22 protein-coding genes are annotated in these 22,503 nt (G+C 33.7%); 6 read left to right on the forward strand and 16 right to left on the reverse strand.

From position 1 onward, the window contains the following. Positions 1-69 precede the first annotated feature (69 nt). The gene (locus tag GTH25_RS10085; protein WP_075674022.1) at positions 70-474 is read right to left on the reverse strand and encodes a GFA family protein; all 405 of its coding nucleotides are present in this window, start codon (positions 472-474) and stop codon (positions 70-72) included. 96 nt (positions 475-570) lie between these two features. Next, positions 571-3,645, reverse strand: coding sequence for a DUF2339 domain-containing protein (locus GTH25_RS10090; protein ID WP_156733524.1), 3,075 nt, complete (start codon positions 3,643-3,645; stop codon positions 571-573). Positions 3,646-3,851: 206 nt separating this feature from the next. Between GTH25_RS10090 and glpX the strand changes: the two genes are divergently transcribed. Then, positions 3,852-4,832: a class II fructose-bisphosphatase gene (glpX, locus tag GTH25_RS10095; protein ID WP_075674020.1), complete on the forward strand. Its 981-nt coding sequence runs from the start codon at positions 3,852-3,854 to the stop codon at positions 4,830-4,832. 109 nt (positions 4,833-4,941) lie between these two features. Here the strand turns inward: glpX and GTH25_RS10100 are convergent, their stop codons facing one another. From GTH25_RS10100 to GTH25_RS10115, 4 genes are all read right to left on the reverse strand, one after another. Beyond that, entirely contained in the window at positions 4,942-5,973 is a 1,032-nt protein-coding gene (locus GTH25_RS10100; protein ID WP_075674019.1) for a methylphosphonate esterase, read from the reverse strand. Between the two features lie 10 nt (positions 5,974-5,983). Next, positions 5,984-6,940 carry a DMT family transporter gene (locus GTH25_RS10105; protein WP_075674018.1) on the reverse strand — a complete coding sequence of 319 codons (957 nt, stop codon included), beginning with the start codon at positions 6,938-6,940 and terminating at the stop codon, positions 5,984-5,986. Positions 6,941-7,070: 130 nt separating this feature from the next. Beyond that, positions 7,071-7,808, reverse strand: a complete 738-nt coding sequence (locus GTH25_RS10110) for a glutamine amidotransferase (RefSeq protein WP_075674017.1) — start codon at positions 7,806-7,808, stop codon at positions 7,071-7,073. A gap of 27 nt (positions 7,809-7,835) precedes the next feature. Beyond that, on the reverse strand, positions 7,836-9,056 hold the full coding sequence (locus GTH25_RS10115; protein ID WP_023581937.1) for a PfkB family carbohydrate kinase: 1,221 nt from the start codon (positions 9,054-9,056) through the stop codon (positions 7,836-7,838). A 957-nt stretch (positions 9,057-10,013) separates the two neighbouring features. Here GTH25_RS10115 and GTH25_RS10120 point away from each other — a divergent pair. Continuing rightward, on the forward strand, positions 10,014-10,505 hold the full coding sequence (locus tag GTH25_RS10120) for a DUF4822 domain-containing protein (protein WP_099660544.1): 492 nt from the start codon (positions 10,014-10,016) through the stop codon (positions 10,503-10,505). 142 nt (positions 10,506-10,647) lie between these two features. On the opposite strand, the gene GTH25_RS10125 is transcribed toward GTH25_RS10120, so the two are convergent. From GTH25_RS10125 to GTH25_RS10140, 4 genes are all read right to left on the reverse strand, one after another. Continuing rightward, complete coding sequence (locus GTH25_RS10125) at positions 10,648-11,784, reverse strand: AAA family ATPase (protein WP_075674015.1); 1,137 nt, start codon at positions 11,782-11,784, stop codon at positions 10,648-10,650. Beyond that, a complete protein-coding gene (locus GTH25_RS10130) occupies positions 11,781-12,485 on the reverse strand; it encodes an RNA ligase family protein (RefSeq protein WP_156733526.1) in 705 nt (234 codons plus the stop codon). Before GTH25_RS10130 ends, GTH25_RS10125 begins: the two co-directional genes overlap by 4 nt. Before the next feature lie 249 nt (positions 12,486-12,734). Then, positions 12,735-13,292 (reverse strand): YiiX/YebB-like N1pC/P60 family cysteine hydrolase, encoded by a 558-nt coding sequence (locus GTH25_RS10135; protein WP_156733528.1) that lies wholly within the window; start codon positions 13,290-13,292, stop codon positions 12,735-12,737. Continuing rightward, positions 13,289-13,696: a DUF4878 domain-containing protein gene (locus GTH25_RS10140; protein WP_075674012.1), complete on the reverse strand. Its 408-nt coding sequence runs from the start codon at positions 13,694-13,696 to the stop codon at positions 13,289-13,291. The genes GTH25_RS10135 and GTH25_RS10140 overlap by 4 nt, the downstream gene beginning before the upstream one ends. Before the next feature lie 898 nt (positions 13,697-14,594). Between GTH25_RS10140 and GTH25_RS10145 the strand changes: the two genes are divergently transcribed. Together GTH25_RS10145 and GTH25_RS10150 are read left to right on the forward strand one after the other, a co-directional pair. Then, positions 14,595-14,852, forward strand: coding sequence for a hypothetical protein (locus GTH25_RS10145; protein WP_075674270.1), 258 nt, complete (start codon positions 14,595-14,597; stop codon positions 14,850-14,852). A gap of 110 nt (positions 14,853-14,962) precedes the next feature. Continuing rightward, entirely contained in the window at positions 14,963-15,655 is a 693-nt protein-coding gene (locus GTH25_RS10150) for an XRE family transcriptional regulator (protein WP_156733530.1), read from the forward strand. Positions 15,656-15,676: 21 nt separating this feature from the next. Here the strand turns inward: GTH25_RS10150 and GTH25_RS10155 are convergent, their stop codons facing one another. The 4 genes from GTH25_RS10155 to GTH25_RS10170 form a co-directional block, all read right to left on the reverse strand. Beyond that, positions 15,677-16,303, reverse strand: coding sequence for an ABC transporter ATP-binding protein (locus GTH25_RS10155; protein WP_099660548.1), 627 nt, complete (start codon positions 16,301-16,303; stop codon positions 15,677-15,679). Then, on the reverse strand, positions 16,297-17,073 hold the full coding sequence (locus GTH25_RS10160) for an ABC transporter permease (RefSeq protein WP_075674267.1): 777 nt from the start codon (positions 17,071-17,073) through the stop codon (positions 16,297-16,299). The genes GTH25_RS10155 and GTH25_RS10160 overlap by 7 nt, the downstream gene beginning before the upstream one ends. 99 nt (positions 17,074-17,172) lie before the next feature. Beyond that, the gene (modA, locus tag GTH25_RS10165; RefSeq protein ID WP_075674266.1) at positions 17,173-17,928 is read right to left on the reverse strand and encodes a molybdate ABC transporter substrate-binding protein; all 756 of its coding nucleotides are present in this window, start codon (positions 17,926-17,928) and stop codon (positions 17,173-17,175) included. A 253-nt stretch (positions 17,929-18,181) separates the two neighbouring features. Continuing rightward, positions 18,182-19,165 (reverse strand): sugar-binding transcriptional regulator, encoded by a 984-nt coding sequence (locus tag GTH25_RS10170; RefSeq protein ID WP_075674265.1) that lies wholly within the window; start codon positions 19,163-19,165, stop codon positions 18,182-18,184. Between the two features lie 371 nt (positions 19,166-19,536). Between GTH25_RS10170 and cutA the strand changes: the two genes are divergently transcribed. Beyond that, positions 19,537-19,845 (forward strand): divalent-cation tolerance protein CutA, encoded by a 309-nt coding sequence (cutA, locus tag GTH25_RS10175; RefSeq protein WP_075674264.1) that lies wholly within the window; start codon positions 19,537-19,539, stop codon positions 19,843-19,845. Between the two features lie 390 nt (positions 19,846-20,235). Beyond that, entirely contained in the window at positions 20,236-20,469 is a 234-nt protein-coding gene (sra, locus tag GTH25_RS10180) for a stationary-phase-induced ribosome-associated protein (protein ID WP_075674263.1), read from the forward strand. A 128-nt stretch (positions 20,470-20,597) separates the two neighbouring features. Here the strand turns inward: sra and GTH25_RS10185 are convergent, their stop codons facing one another. Both GTH25_RS10185 and GTH25_RS10190 read right to left on the reverse strand, forming a co-directional pair. After that, positions 20,598-21,650, reverse strand: a complete 1,053-nt coding sequence (locus GTH25_RS10185) for a DNA polymerase beta superfamily protein (protein ID WP_156733531.1) — start codon at positions 21,648-21,650, stop codon at positions 20,598-20,600. Further along, entirely contained in the window at positions 21,634-22,413 is a 780-nt protein-coding gene (locus GTH25_RS10190; RefSeq protein ID WP_156733533.1) for a nucleotidyltransferase domain-containing protein, read from the reverse strand. The genes GTH25_RS10185 and GTH25_RS10190 overlap by 17 nt, the downstream gene beginning before the upstream one ends. Positions 22,414-22,503 lie beyond the last annotated feature (90 nt).

Genomic DNA, 22,503 nt, shown 5'->3' on the forward strand with positions numbered 1-22,503 from the left:
TAAAAAAAGACTCATATAGAAAAGAGTCTTAAAAGAATAAAAAATCCAAAAAACTAATAAATTAAAATATTATTTATTAAACATACTCATAATCTCTTGCTCTGTTAGCATTGGTGTTTTTTCTACAAAATTATAATAAAGAGGTTTGCTATCTATATAAATTTGTATTGTTAGTTTGCTTTCTTTTGCATCAGGAAATAATCCTGCTGATACATAGTAAGTATGGGATTCTTTTAAATGATAAAAAAGATGAGAGCCACAATGCTTACAAAATGCTCGTTCTCCCCATAAAGATGAATCATAGCGTGTTATATTTTCTTCACCTTTAATTTTCAAATCTGATTTACAATCAATCGAAAAACCTGGGCCACCATTCCAACGCAAACACATACTACAATGACAAACACTGAGCGCAGATATATCTTGTGTTGTCGATAGTTTAACTTTACCGCATAAACATTGACCTTGATGCATTATAACTCTCCTCTTCGTTAAATCATGCACTAACCATTTAAGGTTATATGCATGATTTAATTACTAAAACAAACACAACACAAGCTAAAGCATGACTTACACACTTGTATTGTTAGTTTGTTTTTTCGGCGGTAATGGTGAGAAATATCCGATTAATAAAATCAATATTGCAACACCAATAAAGGCCAATGCTCTCAGCAATCCACTACTTAATGACGTATCAATTAGGAAGAGTTTAGCGATAACCACAGCCAACAGCACACCACCAATAAACCATTGTGAGCGTAACTTCTTACGTGTCGCCATTACCATAGTCACTAATGCCGTAATCGCCCAAATAATAGCTAATACGGTTTGGATCACTTTGGAATTAATGATTGCATAACTCGACCAATCAATATCTGTTGCAAAGACTAACCCTCTTAATAAAATACCGTTTGCCCACCAGAAAATCATCGCGGGAATAATGTAATTAAATATAGGTAAGTTATTTTTCAATAATGCTTGACACTTAGTTGACTGTTTTATTACTGAAATAAATTTATAGCCAACCCATATTCCAATAATACCCATTAGATCCATCAAGTTAAATAATGGAATAAATTTAATTCCACTTTCAGTACCGTTATTAAAGTTCGCAAAGATTAAAGAAAGTGCCAGTAAACCTAAAATCGGTAAAGTAACTAACCAATAGGTATTCTGATACTCTTTTATCCAATTAACTTTCATTGCTAACATAAAGCTTATTGCAATAAATAAACTTATGGCAAGAATAACGCTTGCAAAATGTAAGCTCACATAAAGGTACGTAACATCCAGCAGCCAAATAATTTCAGTAAATAAGAAAATACCAATAAAAACAAGATGCATACTATGGATCAACGCTTTATTGATCCTTTGTTTCGGCAATAACGTATTTACTTTAAGCAAGTAGAAACCACTTGCAAAAATTGCAATCCAGATAATCGCACTTAACCAATTATCAATTAGTGAACCTGCAAGATAGATGTACACTAACATAATAAGTGCTGACATCGGCCATAATAAAATAGAGCAACTAGCCAACTCAGAAAATTGGGTTTTCTTACCCGCAAAGAACATGCCCCAACAGCTAATAAGAATAAATGCAAAGGTAATGGATTTTACCTCCGGGTAGAGCCAATATTCGCCATACTCTTGTAAAAGTAAAACGCTATATCCCCAACTTACAACAGAGATAAATAGTGCTACATACCCAATAGTTTGATTATCAATATTAATAAATTTAGCTCGATACCACAGTACTGCAACAGCAAATACAGCGATTACTTGTATTACGATCATTAGCCAATCACCTAACAAGGTAACAGGCATGTTGAACAGTAAAACAAAGGAAACTGCAACTAAAAGAGTCCCTGCAATAGCGGGTTTCTTTTGCTGCTGTAAAACAGAAAATGCAAGGATCATCACCCCTTCAATTGCCCATACAATCGATGTCCATTCAGCAGAGAATGCAAATGGTACAGCTAAAGTTGCAAAAGTAGCAGAGAGCATAAAGAAGGCAATTGCCAGTAATTTGCCCTCTTCACGATAATGCTTAAGCACAAACCAACTTAGTGCGAAATAGGCTAATCCATAAAGTGATGAAGCGATAGCAACACCATATTCCCATTCTGAGGCTAATCGATGTTGGAAGATAAAACCAATTAATGGTGTGCCAAATAATAATGTGGCATCAAAAGAAATATTAAGTTTCAGTTTATTTTTTAATGTTGAAAGTTCCGTTGCGACACCAAAAATCAACCAGTTTGCAATTAAAAACAGCTGGCAAGGTAAATAATCGGCATGAGTGTAATTGGGTATTGCCCATATAAAACCAATACCAAAAGTAAAAGCAAAACCAATAAGATTTAATAAACGCCAAACTTGCCAATGACTGATAATAAGAATGCCAATTGAAAGGATAAGATAATAGCTAAACAATCCAACATAATTGTTATCACCAGTAGATAATAAAATAGGGGCTAAATAACCGCCAAGCGAGGCTAATACGGCTAAACTAATGGCTCGATGAATAACTGCTAAACTTACACTGACCAAGCAGATAAACACCATAATCGCGAGAGCAATACCAATTGGAATAAAATCATAAATTTTAGTTGCGGCAAAAATAGTAATGTAAAGCCCACCAATGCCACCACCTTGCAAAATTAATGCATATATCAAGTTTTTCTTTCTAAGCCACCAGCCAATACCTAATAAGGCTAAGCATCCTGTTCCAGCCATCATTAAACGTGTTGATGCTGAGATAAGCTCATTTTCAATACTGTATTTAAGTAAATAAGATAGGCCAAAAAAGAGCAATAACATCCCTATTTTAGCCAACGGATTTCCTGTTACTACCCAATTCCAAATAAGTCCCAAAATCGATTTCTGTTGACGTTTTGGATGAGGATTTAAAGCAGGTCTATATTGCGATGCTGGTCTATTTACTTGAGGTGTAGCACTTTTTAAATGACCTATTTCAGATCCCGCAAGGCTAGCACTTGCCACATTTGCTCTATTTTCCACACGCGGATCTGATGCAGGTTCAATAGATGTTTGTTTCACTTCTTTTTGATAATGATGAGCAAAACGACTTGTAGCTACCTTAGGTTGATAAAGCTCGGGCTCTTTAGGTGTAGGGACTGTTGGTATTTCAGGTTTATTCGATTGTTTGTTTTCAATGTTAATATCATTAACTATAGAAGACTGAACAACTGAATTTTCTTCTTTAGGAGAAACTTTATTAAATGTTGTTTCTTGTGGTGTTTTAGCATGTTGATATACAGGTACTTCTTTATTTTTCGCCTTATTTTGTACATGCTCTCTTGTGTTAATAGACTCAACTGTTTTAAGGTCAACCGTTTTGGGTTGATGAGTTGAAGCGGTTGAAACTGTTGGTTGAGGCTCTCTTTTTATATCATGAGATAAATCCTTAACTTCGCTTTTCTGAGCATCAACCTCTGTACGAATATCCACAGCGTTATCTTTATTTAATAACTTAAATAATTTCTCTTGTTGCTCAGTCAGTTTTTCTTCAAGCTGTTTAATTCGATACAGCAATGAATTACTATTTGTATAAGAGTGGTATTGCCAATACAAAGACACCACGACAAATATTGTAACGATGAGCGCCAAAAAGTCGTCCATAGACCTAATCCTTTTGCATTAAGCATCATATAGTTTTAATTACTTAACCTTAGTTATACTTTAATTTTCACAGATTTATCTTAGTTTATTCCTAAATAACCTATTTCTAGAACTTTTGATTTAAACCTAGCACATAATTTCGAAAAAAAGGTATGATCGGTAACCTATCTTAACCTTCCATTTATATCGCAAAACACACTCATAATATGAAATTAAATGACGAATTAACTAATGCTATCGCTTCTGTAACAGAAGCCGCAGCTATTGCAGCAATGCCTTGGATTGGAAAGCAAAATAAAAACGCAGCAGACGATGCGGCAGTCAGTGCCATGCGTGAACGCTTAAATAGCCTAAATATCAATGGTGAAATTGTCATTGGTGAAGGTGAAATAGACGAAGCACCTATGCTCTATATTGGCGAAAAAGTCGGTAATGGGAAAGGCGATAAAATAGAAATTGCAGTTGACCCAATTGACGGTACTCGTATGGTAGCCACTGGTGAAAACAATTCTCTAGCAATTTTAGCTGCTGGCTTTGAAGGCAGTTTTTTACAAGCTCCCGACATGTATATGGAAAAATTAATTGTTGGTAAGCAAGCTGCTGGCGTGATTGATCTTAACCATTGTCTTGAATATAACCTTGATGCTATTGCACAAACATTAAATAAATCTATTGAGCAATTAACTCTCGCTATTTTAGATAAACCACGCCACCACGATATTATTAAAGATCTACGCGCTAAAGGCATTAATGTTATTACACTTCCTGATGGTGATGTTTTAGCCTCTTTATATGCCACAATGCCTAATAACAGTATTGATGTTATGTACGGCATTGGTGGAGCACCTGAAGGCGTTATTAGTGCTGCGATAGCTAAGGCATTAGGCGGTGATATGCAAGCTCGTTTAATTACTCGTGATATTGCAAAAGGAAATAGCGCAGAAAATAGAGAATATGCCATCTCTGAAATTGCTCGCTGTCATAAAATGGGGACTGATGTAAATATCAAATTGTCATTAGATACATTAGTACGTAACCAAGATGTTATGTTTGCAGCAACGGCAATTACTGCTGGTGATTTCTTATCGGGTGTTAATCAACAAACCCAATACCTACAAACACACTCTTTAGTGATTAATGGTTCAACACATTCATTACGTTATATTGAGAATTACCATTTACGTTAATACCTCAATTTGTCTTTCTTTCCTTGAGACATAAAAAAGCGGCACTCGATTAAAGTGCCGCTAAATTTATTACAAGGGGTATATTTATTATTATTTATTCACTTCAGATTTAAGCCAATAAATTAGCTGGATTCTCAACACATAATTTTTTGATAATAGATTTATCAATCCCACGTTGAGCCAATAATGAAAGGAATACATTAGGAACAAAGCCCCAACCATTCCCTCCATTTTTTGCCCACATCTGTTTTAAGAACACATCATGGCTTAATACGATTTGGCTACCATAACCTCTTTCAATTAAGGTTGCGACAGCTTCTACAGTATCCATAACACTTGGTGCCGCCCCTTCTTTAGGGAAAGAGATATCGAGGCCAATCATATCAAACTCAAGCCAAACACCACGATCTAACATTTTACATTGATAATCAATATCTTTTCCTGATGGATCTGAGTGTGCCAATGAAATCTTAGCGGGATTACATCCCATTTCAGTTAATAAAATATCTAAAACTTCATCACCACGACGCTGCCAACCCGGCATATGAATATTCATCGATGCATGAGGATTACTATTTTGTGCAATAGCTGCTGCTCTTAGACTATTTTTCTCACCATCAGTAAAGAAGGGAGAAACACCAATTTCACCAATCATACCTGCACGAATATCAGTACCATCGATACCTACATTCAATTCATCATCAATGATTTTTGCCATTGCATCAATATCATCAGCCAGTCGTTCTCCTTCAAATTTCTCAATATAAAGCCCGGAAGAAGCCACTACGTTAATGCCTGTTATCTCTGCAACTTGTCTTAGTTTTCTAATATCACGTCCAATAGATGAAGAGCCAGTTGCATCAACAATTGTTCTTCCACCTAACTCTTTGAAGTTATTTAATTCAAAAATAACATCTTCGATTGGTTTTTTATCCATATTATCGCAGCAGCAATATGGATCATATTTAAGCCCCCACTGAATATCTGCACTCACTTTTTTATCAACTAACACATGCGAGAATTCATAAAAAGGTTCATCAACAACACCTGAGAGATCATTAAAGAGGTGTTCATGAGGCAATGTTAGCCCCATATCTTCTTTTTTCACGGGGCCAGTTACGGTTTGAATATAACCTTTCATTACGATACTCCTACGCTTTTGCTGACTTAGTGGCTCTGAATTCAGGGATTGTGGTTACAATCGCACCTACTAGCGCAAATAATGTACCGATGATTGTCACTAAATAAACGGTATTGCCTAATGAAGGTAATAATAAATCAATTAATACAGAACCTAATAATTGACCCGCTGTTGAAGCAACACCTAACATCAGTAAACCTAAACCACGAACTAAAATAGCCATTAATGCGATAGACATGAGTCCTAAAGGACCACCTAAATACATCCACCAAGTACCTGGCAATTCAAGAGTGATATGACCTAATGCCATACGAACAATAAGAGCAATGGTTAAAACAGTGAAGCCAACAATAAAGTTCCAAGTGATAGACACCATCATTGAACCGGTTGCTTCTGCAACTTTAGAGTTACCAGCTGGCTGCCAACCGGCTAATAAGCCTGCAAGGAAAGGTAAGATTGCTAAATAGATAAATGAGGTTGAGTGCCATTGTGGAGAAACCACAAATAAAGTTGCAACAACGGCTAATACTGCACCTAATACACGATATGGCGTGAAATATTTTTTCTCATCAACACCAACACCAAAGCGGTCACACAATAAACCTGATAATAAGAGTGCTGAGATTAATGCTGTTTGGAATGTTGCAATCCCTAATGCGCTTGCAGAAGCCCCTTCAGAGAAAACAACCATTGCACCACAAAGACCCGCAAACCAGTTCCACAATGGAATTTTGCGCGTTTTAATTAAACTTGGAATTGAAGCAAATTGCTGGCGATACTGTTTTTTCGACATGATGATAAAAAACATCACCACTAAACCACTGGCAAAAGAAATAACTGCGCTCGCGTTACCATCTTTTAAAACATGCCCTAACTGCCCATTCACCGCAGACTGCATTGGTGATAGCATACCTGCTAACACAGTTGCTAACATCAGCAATGGTGTTGATAAATTTTTTGTACTCATAAGATGTTCCTTTTGGATTATTGGCTATGAGTGATTTCTTTTTTTATTTTTCAAGTAATCGGTTTTTTATTAGCGCAGAGCGGCAACTCTGCGCTTTTTTACTTTTTATGACAGTTATTCTTAATGCAAATTAACGGGCAATTTGTTTAAGAATGTTGACCCACATATCTGCATAATGAGGCCATGCTAAGAATTCTTTACTACCCCAGTGAGGAGAACAATCGCTCATAAAGCAACTCGTTTTCCCTTTTTCAAATTGACCAAATACCAACAATGGATCTTCGCCAATATTTAATACAGTCTCTGTATTCTCTTTAGCTGAAACTTTGTTATAGCCAAGGAACATTGGCCATTCACCAAAACCTTTTACTGATGCATGCTGAGCATTCACAGCACTTGCAAATACACCTTCAGGCGCTTCAACACGATCGTCACCATCCAGCATTTCAACAGGCAGAACTTCTGCAAGTAATGTATTTTTGTAGTTTGCTTTAGCTTCAATACCCATAAATGACAGGTAACCACCAATCATTAATAAACCACCGCCATTAACTACAAACTCTTTAATTAACCCTAATGCGTTAGGAATAACTTTCATGTTATAGAAAGTATCGTTTTGCAGAAGGAACGTATTTGCACCAATGTCACTAATGACAATGACATCGTATTTAGCTAATGCTTCAGCCGTTTGTGGGAATGCAACCTGAACGGTATGAGCAGGCATATAATCAACTTCAATACCCTTTTCTCTTAAGCAACTTAATAAGAACGTTGAACCTTCTTCATATTTGCTGGAAGTGAAACTGTCGTAGCCTTTGGAGTGGATCATATGAATGTGCCATGACTCACCAATAAATAAGATTTTCATTTTTATTCCTCTTTCAAAAAAGATTATTTATTCAGGGGATTGGGTGACAATCTGTGAATATGTTGTTTGATTGATGCGATGCATGACATTAATATCTTCAGGCATTTCTGAAGCATTACTCGTCTCAACAGCTAATGATGAAAAAGCTGATGCATAGCGTAACGCATAAGAAAACTGCTTTCCTTTTGCCAACGAGGCAGCGAGCGCGCCATTAAAAGCATCACCTGCCCCTGCTGTATTTTTTACAACTGCCGGATATGCCGGCGAGTAAATATACTTATATCCGTCATAAGCTAACGAACCTTTACTACCCAGCGTAATAACCACCTTATTTACGCCTTGCTGATAAATAGAAACCGCAGCATTTTTTGCAGATTCTAAATCAAGTACTTCTATTCCAGATAATAAACTCGCTTCCGTTTCATTAGGTGTTAATACATCTATCATTGGAAGTAATTCATTAACTATTTTGTTATAAGGTGCTGGATTAAGAATAATAGGAATATTATTCTCATTTCCAATAGCAATAATTTCTTTTAATGCTTCAATATTTGTTTCTAATTGTAATAAGATTATATCTGCATCAATAATTTTATCTTTCTGTATTTTCACTTCATCAGCAGAAATATCCATATTAGAACCAGAGTAAATAGAAATAATATTCTCTCCACTCTCTTCTGAAACAAAAATAGAAGCTGTTCCTGTTTGGTAATTTTCAGTTTGATATATCGTTGATGTTTTTATTCTTGATGACGATATAAAATTAACTGCATAATCACTAAATTGATCAGTACCTATCTTAGTAATAAAATGTACCTGCGCATCAGCATAACTCGCAGCTAGTGCTTGGTTACAACCTTTACCTCCTGGCGAGAAGATAAATTTATTCGATAATAAGGATTCCCCGGCTTCTGGCAATCTAGGAAGATAGCTAATCATATCAACATTAAATGAACCCAGTACGCATACCTTATTTATTGCAGTCTTGTTTGCTAAATCGTTTTTATCAATTTGATCATTACATTCTAGAAATTGTATAATTTCTTTCTTCGCTACTTTATCTAATGTTTCAAATTCTATAAAAGCGCCACCATGGCATCTTTTTATAATTCCTTTTTCTGCTAGTGTATTTAAATCTGATCGTATTGTTTCTTTGGTAACATCAAGTTCTTTAGCCAAAACAGAAACTTTTACTGCACCATTACCTTTGATCAGATTAATTATTTTCTTATGACGTTCTGCTTTCATTTAATGTTACCTCTATGGCAACAACTTTAGTTTATTAGTTGTTATGGGATTGTGATTACAATCATATGTTATTTATTAAAAGCAAAAAAAAGCAGAAATACAAAAATAAAAAACAAAAAGAAACAGAAATAAACAATGAAAATCGTAAGATTATTTAATAAATAAATTTGAGGTTTATTCTTTTTTTATAAAAAATAGAGTTATTAAATAACGTAGCTTTAACTTATTTAGTATAAATAAATTTAATATTACTTTTTACCTATCCAAAGGAAATAACATTAAAATCTCACATGCAAGAATAAAATTTACTTTTATAAATAAGACATTACAAAAAAATCATTTTATATTTCTGTAAAGTAACCGTAATAATGCTTAAATAAAATACAATCTAATTGAATCGAGCAATGCATTAATTATTTTTATCATCTCTAATTTTTAGTCAGAATTTACCATAAAGGAATTCTAATCATTAAATACCAAAGAAAACGATACCCTTTTGACAAAGGACGTAAATTACTTAAGTAATGCAAAAGCAATGCTTAAAACATACTCATTTTTCATCTTTCATTTTTGTGATCTAAGTAACATTTAGTTAGATAAAAAAGTCATCACCTTTGTCTATTTAGTTCACATGTAAGTCAATCTTTGAGTTCATATTGTAAATCAAGAATGGTTTTTATCTATTTTCTATACCATCTATAAATATGATTTGTTTTTTTAACCACTTCATTCACAGTAATTACATCTAGAATAAGAATAAATGCAGATAATAATGCCAGTAAAAACAAAAGTATCGATACTTTAAACCATTTATTTTTGTCAAAAAGTGTTTTTATCAGAAACATTTAGACATACTTCTTTCCTAGCACTTTGCCTATTTTATACTTAAGTTTATTCATACCGTCAGACACAACATAAATTCCTGACAGAAGCACAATATAAAATAAGGATATATCAATGAAAATAAAATCACTTATCGCAATCTCATTATTAAGCGCTAGCTTTTCTCTTTTCGCTGCAGAGAGTTCAACATCATCTACCAATATTCAAACTCAAAGTGTTATTCAGGCTCAAAAAGAGCTTAATGATTATGAAAAAATCATGATAGAAAAAGTCTGGGTAACGACAGATGCTATAGATGAAAAAGGTAATAAAACAAATGCAGATAATGCACAAGTAAGCAATTATTTTGGCCTTGCTGAATACTACCCTAATGGCACGTTTATTATGTTTACACCTGAAGGTAAACAAAAAATGCAAGGTGACTGGTCAATCTCAGATGATGGAAAAATACGTACTTTAGTTGCTAAAGATACTGAAGGTAAAACACTGTTCACCCGAGATGTAGAAAATATCACAATTAAAAATGACGAATATACCTACCGTATTTATCCAAATGCGGATGATCGTAATACCTATTTTGATATTATTCATCACGTTAAAAAATAAATTTAATACGTTGTTTTACCTGCAAATTAATCCTACTAAATTAGTCCAGCTTAATAAATAAAAAAGGGTTACTTATTTTTATAAGTAACCCCCACTTTATTTTTATAACCTATTTGTCATTTCACTGAAATTAATCAAATTATTAAAGTATGCTCTGAGATTGCCCTTCAATCCAATAAATCACTTTATGCGCTTCTTCTGGTGTGGGAACTTCCAATTTACTCAACATGCGTTCCATTACTTTAGCTGGTACAGCTTCATTTCGTGCATTATTTTGCCTCTGCCATTGCGCATAAGGAACTTCAATATAAACCAAGGTGACTTTGGCATTATAGCGATAAAATAAAGATATAAGCTGGTCTCGCATTTTTCGCGTAATATTGGTGGCATTCCAAACAAAAGGTTTATGCTCTCGTAAATAAATACGGGCTTGTTCTTTTGCTTGCTGTGCTATCCAACCATTAGCATCTCTATTATCAGGCTTAATATTATGCTTGCGACGGAGATCATCTAAACTAACAATCGGAATATCTGCACAATGTTGGTGAATAAAGGTATCTTTTCCCATACCCGGTAGTCCACATAACACTGTAACCTCACTTCCTTTTTCAGGATAAGGCTCATAATTGCAATCCGTACTATTTTCTGTATAAAAATAGTGAAAACGAGCATCATCTGAAGGAAATGGAGCGACTCTACGCCAACAATTTAACTCTTCGCAATAAAGTGTAAATAGTGAAATTTTATCAAAAAGTGCCTGCTTATCTTCACAATCTCGCCCTAAAACATCAGCTTTAGCTAATAATGCCAATAAATAACAATCAACTCTTAATGATGCAGCAAGCAGTGCTTTTTTAGGATCAGGTTTATCCATCACCCACAGCGGCAATCCATGAAAACGAACTAAAGCCGCGATCTGCTCTCTATCTGCAAAATTTAAAGGCACTTTTTCATATAGAAAAAGACGCGTTGTCAATTCACCTTTACGTGCATGACCCGGTGAAACAATTCGCCCCTCTTCTTCTCGTGTTGTAGAACGTTTTTCTACATCATGAAGAAGTGCCGAGATCCATAAAATTTGCTGTTCTCTTTCAGTTAACGTTTCATATTCTGGCAATGATTTAACTGAATTGATTACTCTTTGTGTATGTATCGCCACATCACCTTCTGCATGATGAATAGGATCCTGCATAACACCTGCCATATCACTAATCTCATCATACAGTTCACAGAGGTGTCCCCATGACATTTCAGTGTGTAATTTCTTATGAAGCATCATTGAGACTCCTGTATTTTTTCCCAAATTAAAGGGGCTCTTCGCCAATTTGTTTTCCAATGAACATCTGTTTTAACATGGTCTTTTCTAACATATTTAAAAACACGATGTGAAAAATCATCTAAAGAAAACGACTGGGCATCTCGTGTAACAATGCCTTCCATTGGGCTTGGTTTTTGTGTTAAAACATCTTGTGATTGGAAAAAACTTGCCTGCTTGGCTTGTGAAACAATCATATTTTCAAAAGCAGTTTTATCCTGACATTCAGGTAGTTTCATTTCTGGCACCGTTGGTAAATCAAAGAGAGAAGCATAAAACTGCACTTCTTCCCAACTTAGCCATTTATCTTTATAACGAACTGCAAACACATAAAAATATTCTTCTAAATGTGTATATTCAATAGAATGAATGGCATATAGATTTTCACCGAAAATATCTAACTCACCTAAATCGTTTTTCATCATTTGCCAACGTTGACGCAATTGAGATGTCCACGCTGATTGAGTCGGGGTTGCATGTGAGCGTGCAAAAACCCCAATTTTATTTAGGCAATTATTTTCTCCATCCAGTTTTTCTGTGTGGATAAGTTGTTTTATTTGGCAAATATCCTGCCACCATTGCGCATTTATACGATCGTCGTTTGTTGTACCTGGTGAAAAAGGATAGTGATAGGTTCTATCATATTTTTGTGATTGATTATTCATTATTTAATACTCATTAAGTAACAGAAGGTCTACCAAATTAAAAGAAAAATTCGGTAAGTTTATTTTTCTGTATTTGCACTATATCCTTCAGTGCCTTAATGCGTATTACATAACAACGACCTAAATAATCAAAAGAGAGAGGAAAATAAATTTAGACAGATACTACCTGTAAGTTTTCCAAAGAGCTAGAAATTTAATGTTATTTATTTTTCTTGGTTAAGAGTTATTAAGAGATGGCAAAAATAAGTATTACCGGGGATATTGGATAATATTTTTAGACTTAATCAGATTTTCAGGAAGAATAAGTGGATTATCTGAAATAAATGGCATATCTAATTTTCGAGTACCAGTAGAAATAGAAACCCCTGCTTTTAACCATGCTGTAGCAACTAGCTCAGTACAATAAACACCTTGCCCGGAATGAATACTAAAATTTTCACCCACTCGTTCTAATGCAGTTTGCACTGCAATCTCTCTTGCTTCTTCACTTCCTTTCACTTGGTAAAAACGAACTGAATTAGGCTTTGCTCGACTAATGAAAAATTCAAGACTATCCACAATAACACCACCTTTTATATTACTATGTTCACTGGGTGTAGAATGGATCACTTGAATGCCGTTATCAGAGATCCACAGCATACCTACGTGGCTAAACCCGCTTTTATCAACTTGTTTAATTATCTCACTAATAACTTCATCGCCATCCCGAAAAACCAAATCACCGTTTTTTAAGTCATGAGGCAAAGCGAGTGCATAAAATGCACTCACTAAGAATAAAGCGACAATATTAAATATGTGAACTATCATTTGATGGCAACTTTCCATTTACCATCAACATTAATCATCTCTTGTGCTTGATTTTTTTCTACACCATCTTTTAATACAGTTTTTAATGTCACAATTGCACTATTTTTATCTTCACTGTATTCAATGCTGATAACTTCAACTTTGCTCAAGCCACCTTGCTTTTTAACTTGTTTTCCAGTCTCTTCTACAATCATTTTAAATTTGCTATTAAATTGTTCAGTTCTTGGATCTCCTTCCATATCACCTAAATGAATTAATGAAATGACTTTATCCCCATTTCCTTCTGCAATTGCTTCGACAAATGCAACAGCAGCTTGCCCTGGATCATCCGTTTTATCACCACAAGCTGATAATGTCATGACTGTAAATATTAAAAACAGAGAACTTATAATTTTCTTTAACATAATTCACCATCACCATAAAAAGTTATTTTGACCAAAAAAATCTTATATAAAATATTTTCTATATTAAAATATAAGGTAGCAAATACATTATTTAAAATTAATTTTATAAAGAGAGCTAACTTCGCCTTTTCTATTGATAAAGTATACGCGATAAAAATAGATTTCGGCATATTTTTATATCACTCACTATTTGTGTGTAGAGGTTAGATGAGATTTAATTAGTTTTGCAACATATCATAAAAAGAGCAATTCCAATTATCACAGGGAATTCACTAGTTAAACAATAAAAGTGATTTATTTTTATCCTTTATAATCAATAAATAAGAAAGAATTTATCTCAACTTTGACTTTTTACTTTAACTTTAACTTTAACTTTAACTTTAACTTTAACTTTAACTTTAACTTTAACTTTAACTTTAACTTTAACTTTAACTTTAAGAATATAATTAAGATCAAGTATTAATAAGAATAAACTTTATTATTTTTGTAACAATCTTGAAATAAAATTATTCTCTATTTATTGCTATAACCACTTAATTTTTGCTAAATATAATGTATTTTAATTTATCTAATTAACAAACATCATTTAAATTAATATTTCATAGAAAATATCAATTTAACATTACAAATAACAATATTACAACAACAAAATAGACTAAAAAACAATTCTATTTGTTTTCATAATATATCATAGTATATTATTGCCTAATATTTAGGTCTTTTGCCTATAACACATTGCAAAAAAATACAAATAAACACTAGAAAAATTGTGACCACATACACCTTTTTGCATCATTAATGCTATTTAAGACAAATATAAACTGCTTTTTTATCAACAAATAGGTAATCTAACGGTCTTATTTTGATGACCAAACATGAATAGTTAAAAGGGTATTTTATGTTTACTTCACAGCTCATGCTGGTCGGTTATGTGTTATTGGTAAGTCCTTGTGGAAATGATTCTTGTGATGCAGTTCCTGTTACAGAAACAATTTATACTAAAGATGAATGCACAACACGGCTTAACTACTTAAAACAAAAAAGACCGGACTTTATTATTTTCTGTGGAGAAGTCTTGAGAGATCCTGAAGTTACTGATGAAAATCCTTATCTCATCCCACCAGATAGTGTAGACGACGTTTTCAAAGTTAAGTAATTAATTTATTCTTAATTTTATGATTAGGATAAAATACAATTTAATTTGTTTTCTTTTTACGATATACTCTTTGTACTTGAATATGTAAGGACACGTATTAGGAGTCACTAATGTCTATTGCGAAACGTACCAAAAATAAACGCATTGCGTTAGGTTTAACACAATCAGAACTTGCTACTTTAGCAAGTACAACGCAGCAATCCATAGAACAGCTAGAAAGTGGTAAAACTAAACGTCCCCGTTTTTTACCTGAATTAGCAAAAGCATTAAATTGTGATTTAGCTTGGCTACTCGAAGGTGAAGAACAACTCAATGTGAATTCTGAAATTCCGCCAGAGAATGAATGGCAACCAGTAAGCGAATGGGACAGTAATACCCCTTTAGGTGCTGATGAAGTGGAAATTCCCTATTTTAAAAGTATCGAACTCGCAGCGGGTGACGGTTGTTGTACAAACGAAGATCATAATGGATATAAATTGAGATTTTCAAAAAGCACATTACGCCGTTATGGCGCATCTTCTCAGAACGTTATTTGCTTTTCTGTTTATGGCGATAGTATGTCACCTGTTATTCCAAATGGCTCAACAGTCACCGTTGATACAGGCAACACACGTATTGTCGATGGTGGCATTTATGCTATCGAACAAGATGCCTTATTTAGAATAAAACTGCTTTACCGTCAACCGGGCGGTAAATTGATTATACGTAGCTATAATAAAGACGAATTTCCTGATGAATCTGCGGAAACTGATTCTGTAAAAATTATGGGACGTATTATCCATTGGTCAGTAATGGCTTGGTAATCAATAAGCAAGGCAATAATTTCACAGTATAGAATTTTCAGTAACAACTTGTCCTTTAGATAATAAAACCGTTTTATCTGCTAGCGCTCTGATTTCACGAGGCTCATGAGTAACCATGATCATCGTTATTTCCTTAGATTTTAAGGAATCAATTAAATCCCAAAGCTGATAACGTGTTTCCCAATCCAAACTCGAAAAAGGTTCATCCAGTAGTAAAAGTTTGGGTTGGCTAATAAGAGCTCTAGCCAATGCGACGCGTTGTTGCTCCCCTCCTGAAATTTGATGAGGATAACGTGTTGCGAGATGTGCAATTCCCATTTGCTCTAATATCGCCGTTTCTCTCTCCTTGCTTCGTTTCTGTTTTGCACCATATTGTGCTAGCCATAAATTTTGTGTCACCGTCATAAATGGAAATAAATAAAGCCGCTGATTTAAATATCGACAAGAACGTAACCACACTGGTTGTTTATTTATATTTTTATCTGCAAGGTAGATATCACCGGAGTATGAAGTATATCCAGCAATCGCATTTAAAAGCGTTGTTTTACCACTTCCAGATGTACCACTTATTCCTAAGCATGTTCCTTTTTCTACTTTCAGTGAAATATCTTTTAATATACCCGTTGTTAATGAACGAATTTCTAGCATGATCTTTTCCTTTCTCGCTGTAAACGATGTAACGCAAATAATAAAATAATCGCGATAGCGATAAGAATAAGTGCACAACCTATTGCCAGAGTGAAGTCTCCGCTGGCGATATTTAAATAAATTGCCATTGGTAACGTTTCTGTTTTTAATCTTGTTGCACCAGCTAACATTAACGTAGCGCCAAATTCACCTAAGGCTCTAGAAAATGCAATGATACTTCCACTCATTAGAGCAGCCCAACACAGTGGGATTTCAATCAGGAAAAATGTTTTTGTTGGTGTTAATCCTAGATTTTGCGCAGTTTGAATATAAGCAGGATCAACTGATTTAAAAGCAGAGAGGCTATTTCTCATAATAATCGCGCTAGCGACATAAGTTTGGGCAATAATAATACCCAATGGTGAAAAGAGAGAGCGAGATAATTCAGGAAAAACTCCTGTTAAAGGCCCTTGATTTCCTAACAATAATAATAATCCGATACCGATAACTAATGGAGGAGTCACCAAGGGTAAATCTAATAATGCATCAATAAAACGATGTCCTTTAAAAGGAATTCTTGCCATTGCCCACGCTGCTGGCACACCTAGGATAATAGCCAAACATAAAGAAGTTAACGCTGTACTAAGTGACATACCAATAGCAAAATGGAATTCAGGATCAGTAATAACTTGACTCAATTCAACATAAGAAAGTTGGCATATTAGTGCAATTAGCGATCCTAAGATCAGAAATAACAACAAAAAAAGTGGAATTAATGCCCATCGAAACACGTTACTTCCTTTTTAAGATAGATATTTATTTTGCTGTAATAATGAAAAAAGCCACCAGTGAGTTGGTGGCGAAAAAACACAATTTATGTGAGAAAAAATCTATGGTTTCGAAATTACAGGAAGAAAACCATAATCAGTAAAAGCCTTTATCCCTTCAGCTCGCGTAAAATAATCAGCAAGTAATTGTGCTTCTTTTGGATTTGCTGATGTTTTTAAAACAGCAAGTGTTGCCACTTCTTCTGGACTGCCCTCAGGAACTGGAAGTAAAACAAGTTTATCTTGGTTTTTCATTGCATCTGCATATCCAATAATGGCGGCATCCACTTCCCCATTTAATAAATACATAAGCAATTGTTTAATCGTTGCAGTGCGCACAACAACTTTATCACGTAATTTATTGCCTTGACCTGACGCATCAATGAGTTGCTCGCCACTTTTTCCTAACGCGATAGCTTTAGCATCACCCATTCCTAGTTTTAATGAGCTATTCGCAAGATCTTCTAGTGTTTTAATATCACCCACTTTATCTTTACGCACAGCAATAACTGGAATATGACGAACAATAGAATACTGATTAACGACTTGGCCTTCTTTATCTAACTTTTCCACATAATCTTGTGAACCAGGAAAGAATAAATCCCCCTGCTTAGTTAAATTAAAGCGTGTTAATATTTGACCTGAACCGCCATATTCAATAGTAACTTTATTTCCTGTCTCTTTTTCAAATACACTTACAATTTGCTCTACGGGTTGTTTTAACCCAGCTCCAGCATAAAGATGAAGCTCGGTTGCAAATGTATTATGACAAATTAATCCTAATGCTAGTCCTAAACCAGCAAGCAATTGGCGTTTCATAAATGTGGAGACCCTAACTATCGTTATATAATTTTTTATATAATGTATGATGTGACAGTTTAAGGCAAGAGGCTCATATAAAAAAAGAGAAAAATGTTAACAACATATCATTTTTATCTTTTTCTTTATGTGTAAGCTTTACAAAGAAAACTACTCAAAATAAATGCTTCAAATATTTTATTTTTATCAGAGATAAGTAGATCTTAAATTAGCAGTTTGCCGACAAATCCTCGCTTTCACGAGGATTTTATTACTAATTATCTAGCTCTAATAATGCCAACGCTGTCACTTCATCAATCACAATATCAGTGGCGTAACCTCCTTTTATCGCCCCTATTGTTGCCTGAATATTTTCCACGCCACCTGCAATAAAAAGTCGCTGTGTTATTTGTCTTAATTGAGCAAGGCTTATTCCCATAATCCTAAGATCAATATCAGAAACCAAAGGATTACCTTGCGCATCATAAAAACGCCCACAAATTACACCAACAGCACCCAAATCACGATATTGAGCCATTTCACTACTCGTTAAAACCCCCGTTGTTACCAGAGGATTGTCATCGCATGTATTACCCACGACAAACAGAGCTTTATTACACTGATTTAGCGCTGAAAAATTACGCCTAATAATGGGCTCAGCTTGGAGTTCCATTGCTAGGCGTGCGCTAGACACCACCGCAGGTACATGTAAATTAATACTGCACCCTGATAACTTGTTTGCGATTAACGCGGCTGCTTCTGTTGTTTTAAAATCAGGTTGTGGTGCCACGGCACCTATCATTTGTAATACTGTGATATTTTTTAATGACTTGGGTGGAAGATAATTACCCAATTTATAAATTGTTCGTCCCCAAGCAACACCTAAAATATCATCGTCATTAATTATCTGAGAAAGATACATCGCTCCTGCTTTCGCTAATCTTTCTCTGTTCATATTTAAAGTATGTTGCGATTTATTCTTTTCTTCATCAGGCAAAATAAGCACATTATTAAGATCGAATTTTGCTTTTATTCTTATGGCATAATCAATCGTAGAAAATACTGATGAATCCAAGTTAATATTTACGAATCCTTTTTCTCTAGCTAGATGCAAATATTTCACTACAGTGACACGAGAAACACCCATTATATTTGCAACTTCACTTTGGCTGAGTCCGTCCTGATAGTAAAGCCATGCAGCATAGAGAACGGGATCATTATCAAATAAACTCGCGTTTTTTAGCGAATTATTATCCATTTTAAACCCCACAAATTTTTATAAATCTTATGACTAATTAATTTATTTTATATTAGAGATATTATTGAAGATAAAAATGCCTTTGGCAAAATTAAGTCTTATAACACAAATAGATACATTTCATTAATCTACTAATAATATCGGCACCCTGATATTTTTCTTTACTACAAGAACCTTATAATACGTAAAAAGCCCTTAATAATGCCGTAAACAGTTCATATCGAGAAAGTTTTTTTTGAAAATGCAGTTTTATTTTGCTAAAAATAAAAATATTAGCTTTAAGTTTTAAAAAGTTTTATTTTGATAAAATTAAAATAACCCAATCCTTATTGTTGCTATGAAAAATCAAATTAATTTTAACAGGAAAAAGAATGATAATTGCATACTCTACAGCACCAAATGAAACAATCGCTAATGAAATTGCTCACTACCTCATCAATGCGAAACTTGCTGCTTGTGTAAATTTAATCCCTCAAGTCAAATCTATTTATTATTGGAATAATGAAATTATTGAAGATAATGAAATACTTATGATGATAAAATCTGAAAAGAGTAAACAGCAAAACTTAATTGATACTCTTGTCGAAATACATCCTTACGATATTCCTGAAGTAATTATAATACCGATTGAAAATAGTTTTAAAGGTTATCTTAATTGGATCCATACATCCTTGAATTAAAACAATGTTAAATTTTTAGTGAGGCTTCTTTTTTAATATTTTTTCAAAAATATAATAATAAATTGTAAATAAAATCATCTTATTCCATCTCAATTATTAGACAAGTAACTTATTGTTAATGTTAAATTAAACTTCTTATTTTAAATTAATACAGGTATTTTAAATATACTTTACAATAAAAATAATTTTAATTTTGGCCAGTAACAATACAGATGGTTAATTAAATATAAACAGAAGATTATTTATTTTATTGGTATGAATATATTTTAAATATATATAGGTTAAATAGCTTTTAATGCTAAATTAATAAACTTACCAACATCTTATTCTTTTTATTTTCTGTTATAATAAACGGGCTTTCTCTAAATTACATACAAAAAGGAGTGAGTTGTGAAAACAAACAGAGTCGCAAGACGTATTTTAGGTTTACCTTATAATTTAAGTCGGTCTAAAAGGAAAGTGCGTTTTTCCATTATTGCCTCTACAAATGCTGAAAATATACCTGCTGAGTTAAAAAATTCAGCTAAAGTCTGTTTAAAACAGGATTTCAGAAAGAAAGCAGAGCACAAGCGTGTCTATATGAAGTTAATAGATGCTTATCCAGAGTATCTTGCAACCAATTAATATGGTTATACGCCAACGCTATTTGATAAATATTTTTGTTTTCAGTTTATATACTTAAAATATTAAAAATAGCATATCCCTTACGTTACGTAAGGGATATTAGTTTTCTAGGCTAGTTTATTTTCCCACTATTTATAAAGCTCTTTTCTTATATTTATAAGTGCAACCTCCGCGATTGAAGGATCAATTTCATCAGGCAATGTGCTTAGTTGAAATGTATTCTCAATATTCTTGATAAGAGTTTTACTACGCTCTAATAATTCATCATAACTAAACTGACCGGCTTTAATTGCTAATAACTCATCTCGATTATCACACCAAACCTTTACTTTCCCTTCTTGTGCGATCCCCAATGCAATATAGAGTAATCTAAAGGTATGCATCATATTTTTACTGTCGTAACTTCGCCCATGATCGATATTTTGTTGGTAACGAACATTATTACGCTGCTCAACCCACTGCCAATATTCATGATATTGTTTTCGATATGCGCTATAACCTTCTTTATTAAAACTAAGATAACCTTCTAGTTTTGCTATTTTAGAAATACTGCTTAGCAGTACATCATTAGCACTTTCTTTTTTTATTATTCCTTGATAATTCGCTTTATCATCATAATAAATTGCATAAATATCTTGAGCATGGGCAAGTTTTGTTAATCCAATATGTTCTTGTTTCCAATGTCGATTCTCTAACCAAGTATTGATTAAAATTGTTTTTCCGTCTTCAATCACATAACAAAAGTCGAGAATAGTTTTTAATGTTTTTTCAATTGGATTTACTATTTTTTTATTTAGTCCCTGAGCTTTTTTAATTTGGCCTTGCGCATAGTGCACAAATGTTTGAATACATGTTTTAGACAAAAACCACTCTGGCTTTATTAATGACATTAAAGGGTGTCTATAGATAACCACATGTTCAGGTGAATTAAGTAGCTCTAAAATATTAGGATTAGATGCACACAATAGTTCTATAAATCGTCCTAGTTCATAATAAACGATATCATTGGTTTCATTACTGACTTGCGGTGTGTATTCCAACCCATAAAAAAGATCTTTAGGGAGATAAAATATGCCTTTAATATCCGTATCTGATGTTTCCGTCGCAAGGTTATGAGAACGACTTCCAGAGATACTTTCAAATAAAAGGTAAGGCTTTATATCTTCAATGGTCAGTTTCATCTAATTTCTTCCTAAACCAATTATTTAAAATATCATTATCTGGCACTGTTCTTTTTGCTAATTGAACATTTGTCTCTTGCCATAAAGAAATCACTAAATATTGCATCGCATCTGTTGGGATCCAAGTAAAATGCTCATTTTTATCTGATTTAAATTCTACTAGCTCTTTGATGGCTTTTTGTTCTTCAACAGTTAAAATTTTTATCAGCTTATCCAATTCCATAGGCGGAATATCACCCGTTTTTACTGTCCAATAAGCGGATAAAAGAGAACGCAGCATATAGAACCATTTTTTTAATTTTATTGGCGCTACACTAATCTCACTCTTTGAGTTATTTTCAGGAGAATATCCACTTACAACTTTAGCGATTCCTCGGTAATGGTGAACAATCACTTTGGGTTGATAATAGAGTTTTGCAAGCTCAAACAATTCCTTTTGGGCATTAGGATATTGTTGATAAATTATCGGTGATTGGAGCCACTCTAATAATATACAGTTCGATTTACGTAATAAATGCAGTGCCTTAGTAATATCCCAAGCACCAACATCAAACCAACTGTTTTCTATCCATTCTAAGGTTTCTTTAGGTTTATCGATAGAAAGATAGGCATTGCGAGGGCGTATAAAAATCCCCCTCACATCATAATCACTATCTGTTGAGGCAAATCCCCAAGCTCGGCTACCACTTTCTGCAACATAAAGTAATTTAACTTGATGCTCTTGTTCTATTTGCGGTAATTTTTTTAATATCACATTATGCATGATGTCCTTATCTCCTTATTTGTGATTTTTTCACTAATTTACATCTCAACGTTAATATTCTATGGTTATAACACAGACATAAGCCAATAC

The organism is Proteus terrae subsp. cibarius (assembly GCF_011045835.1).
Lineage (GTDB): Bacteria > Pseudomonadota > Gammaproteobacteria > Enterobacterales > Enterobacteriaceae > Proteus > Proteus cibarius.

What these genes read in the sequence shown, in the direction of transcription:
- GTH25_RS10085 (WP_075674022.1), bottom strand. Translation starts at nt 474, where the DNA reads ATGCATCAAGGTCAATGTTTATGCGGTAAAGTTAAACTATCGACAACA.
- GTH25_RS10090 (WP_156733524.1), bottom strand. Translation starts at nt 3,645, where the DNA reads ATGGACGACTTTTTGGCGCTCATCGTTACAATATTTGTCGTGGTGTCT.
- glpX (WP_075674020.1), top strand. Translation starts at nt 3,852, where the DNA reads ATGAAATTAAATGACGAATTAACTAATGCTATCGCTTCTGTAACAGAA.
- GTH25_RS10100 (WP_075674019.1), bottom strand. Translation starts at nt 5,973, where the DNA reads ATGAAAGGTTATATTCAAACCGTAACTGGCCCCGTGAAAAAAGAAGAT.
- GTH25_RS10105 (WP_075674018.1), bottom strand. Translation starts at nt 6,940, where the DNA reads ATGAGTACAAAAAATTTATCAACACCATTGCTGATGTTAGCAACTGTG.
- GTH25_RS10110 (WP_075674017.1), bottom strand. Translation starts at nt 7,808, where the DNA reads ATGAAAATCTTATTTATTGGTGAGTCATGGCACATTCATATGATCCAC.
- GTH25_RS10115 (WP_023581937.1), bottom strand. Translation starts at nt 9,056, where the DNA reads ATGAAAGCAGAACGTCATAAGAAAATAATTAATCTGATCAAAGGTAAT.
- GTH25_RS10120 (WP_099660544.1), top strand. Translation starts at nt 10,014, where the DNA reads ATGAAAATAAAATCACTTATCGCAATCTCATTATTAAGCGCTAGCTTT.
- GTH25_RS10125 (WP_075674015.1), bottom strand. Translation starts at nt 11,784, where the DNA reads ATGATGCTTCATAAGAAATTACACACTGAAATGTCATGGGGACACCTC.
- GTH25_RS10130 (WP_156733526.1), bottom strand. Translation starts at nt 12,485, where the DNA reads ATGAATAATCAATCACAAAAATATGATAGAACCTATCACTATCCTTTT.
- GTH25_RS10135 (WP_156733528.1), bottom strand. Translation starts at nt 13,292, where the DNA reads ATGATAGTTCACATATTTAATATTGTCGCTTTATTCTTAGTGAGTGCA.
- GTH25_RS10140 (WP_075674012.1), bottom strand. Translation starts at nt 13,696, where the DNA reads ATGTTAAAGAAAATTATAAGTTCTCTGTTTTTAATATTTACAGTCATG.
- GTH25_RS10145 (WP_075674270.1), top strand. Translation starts at nt 14,595, where the DNA reads ATGTTTACTTCACAGCTCATGCTGGTCGGTTATGTGTTATTGGTAAGT.
- GTH25_RS10150 (WP_156733530.1), top strand. Translation starts at nt 14,963, where the DNA reads ATGTCTATTGCGAAACGTACCAAAAATAAACGCATTGCGTTAGGTTTA.
- GTH25_RS10155 (WP_099660548.1), bottom strand. Translation starts at nt 16,303, where the DNA reads ATGCTAGAAATTCGTTCATTAACAACGGGTATATTAAAAGATATTTCA.
- modA (WP_075674266.1), bottom strand. Translation starts at nt 17,928, where the DNA reads ATGAAACGCCAATTGCTTGCTGGTTTAGGACTAGCATTAGGATTAATT.
- GTH25_RS10170 (WP_075674265.1), bottom strand. Translation starts at nt 19,165, where the DNA reads ATGGATAATAATTCGCTAAAAAACGCGAGTTTATTTGATAATGATCCC.
- cutA (WP_075674264.1), top strand. Translation starts at nt 19,537, where the DNA reads ATGATAATTGCATACTCTACAGCACCAAATGAAACAATCGCTAATGAA.
- GTH25_RS10185 (WP_156733531.1), bottom strand. Translation starts at nt 21,650, where the DNA reads ATGAAACTGACCATTGAAGATATAAAGCCTTACCTTTTATTTGAAAGT.
- GTH25_RS10190 (WP_156733533.1), bottom strand. Translation starts at nt 22,413, where the DNA reads ATGCATAATGTGATATTAAAAAAATTACCGCAAATAGAACAAGAGCAT.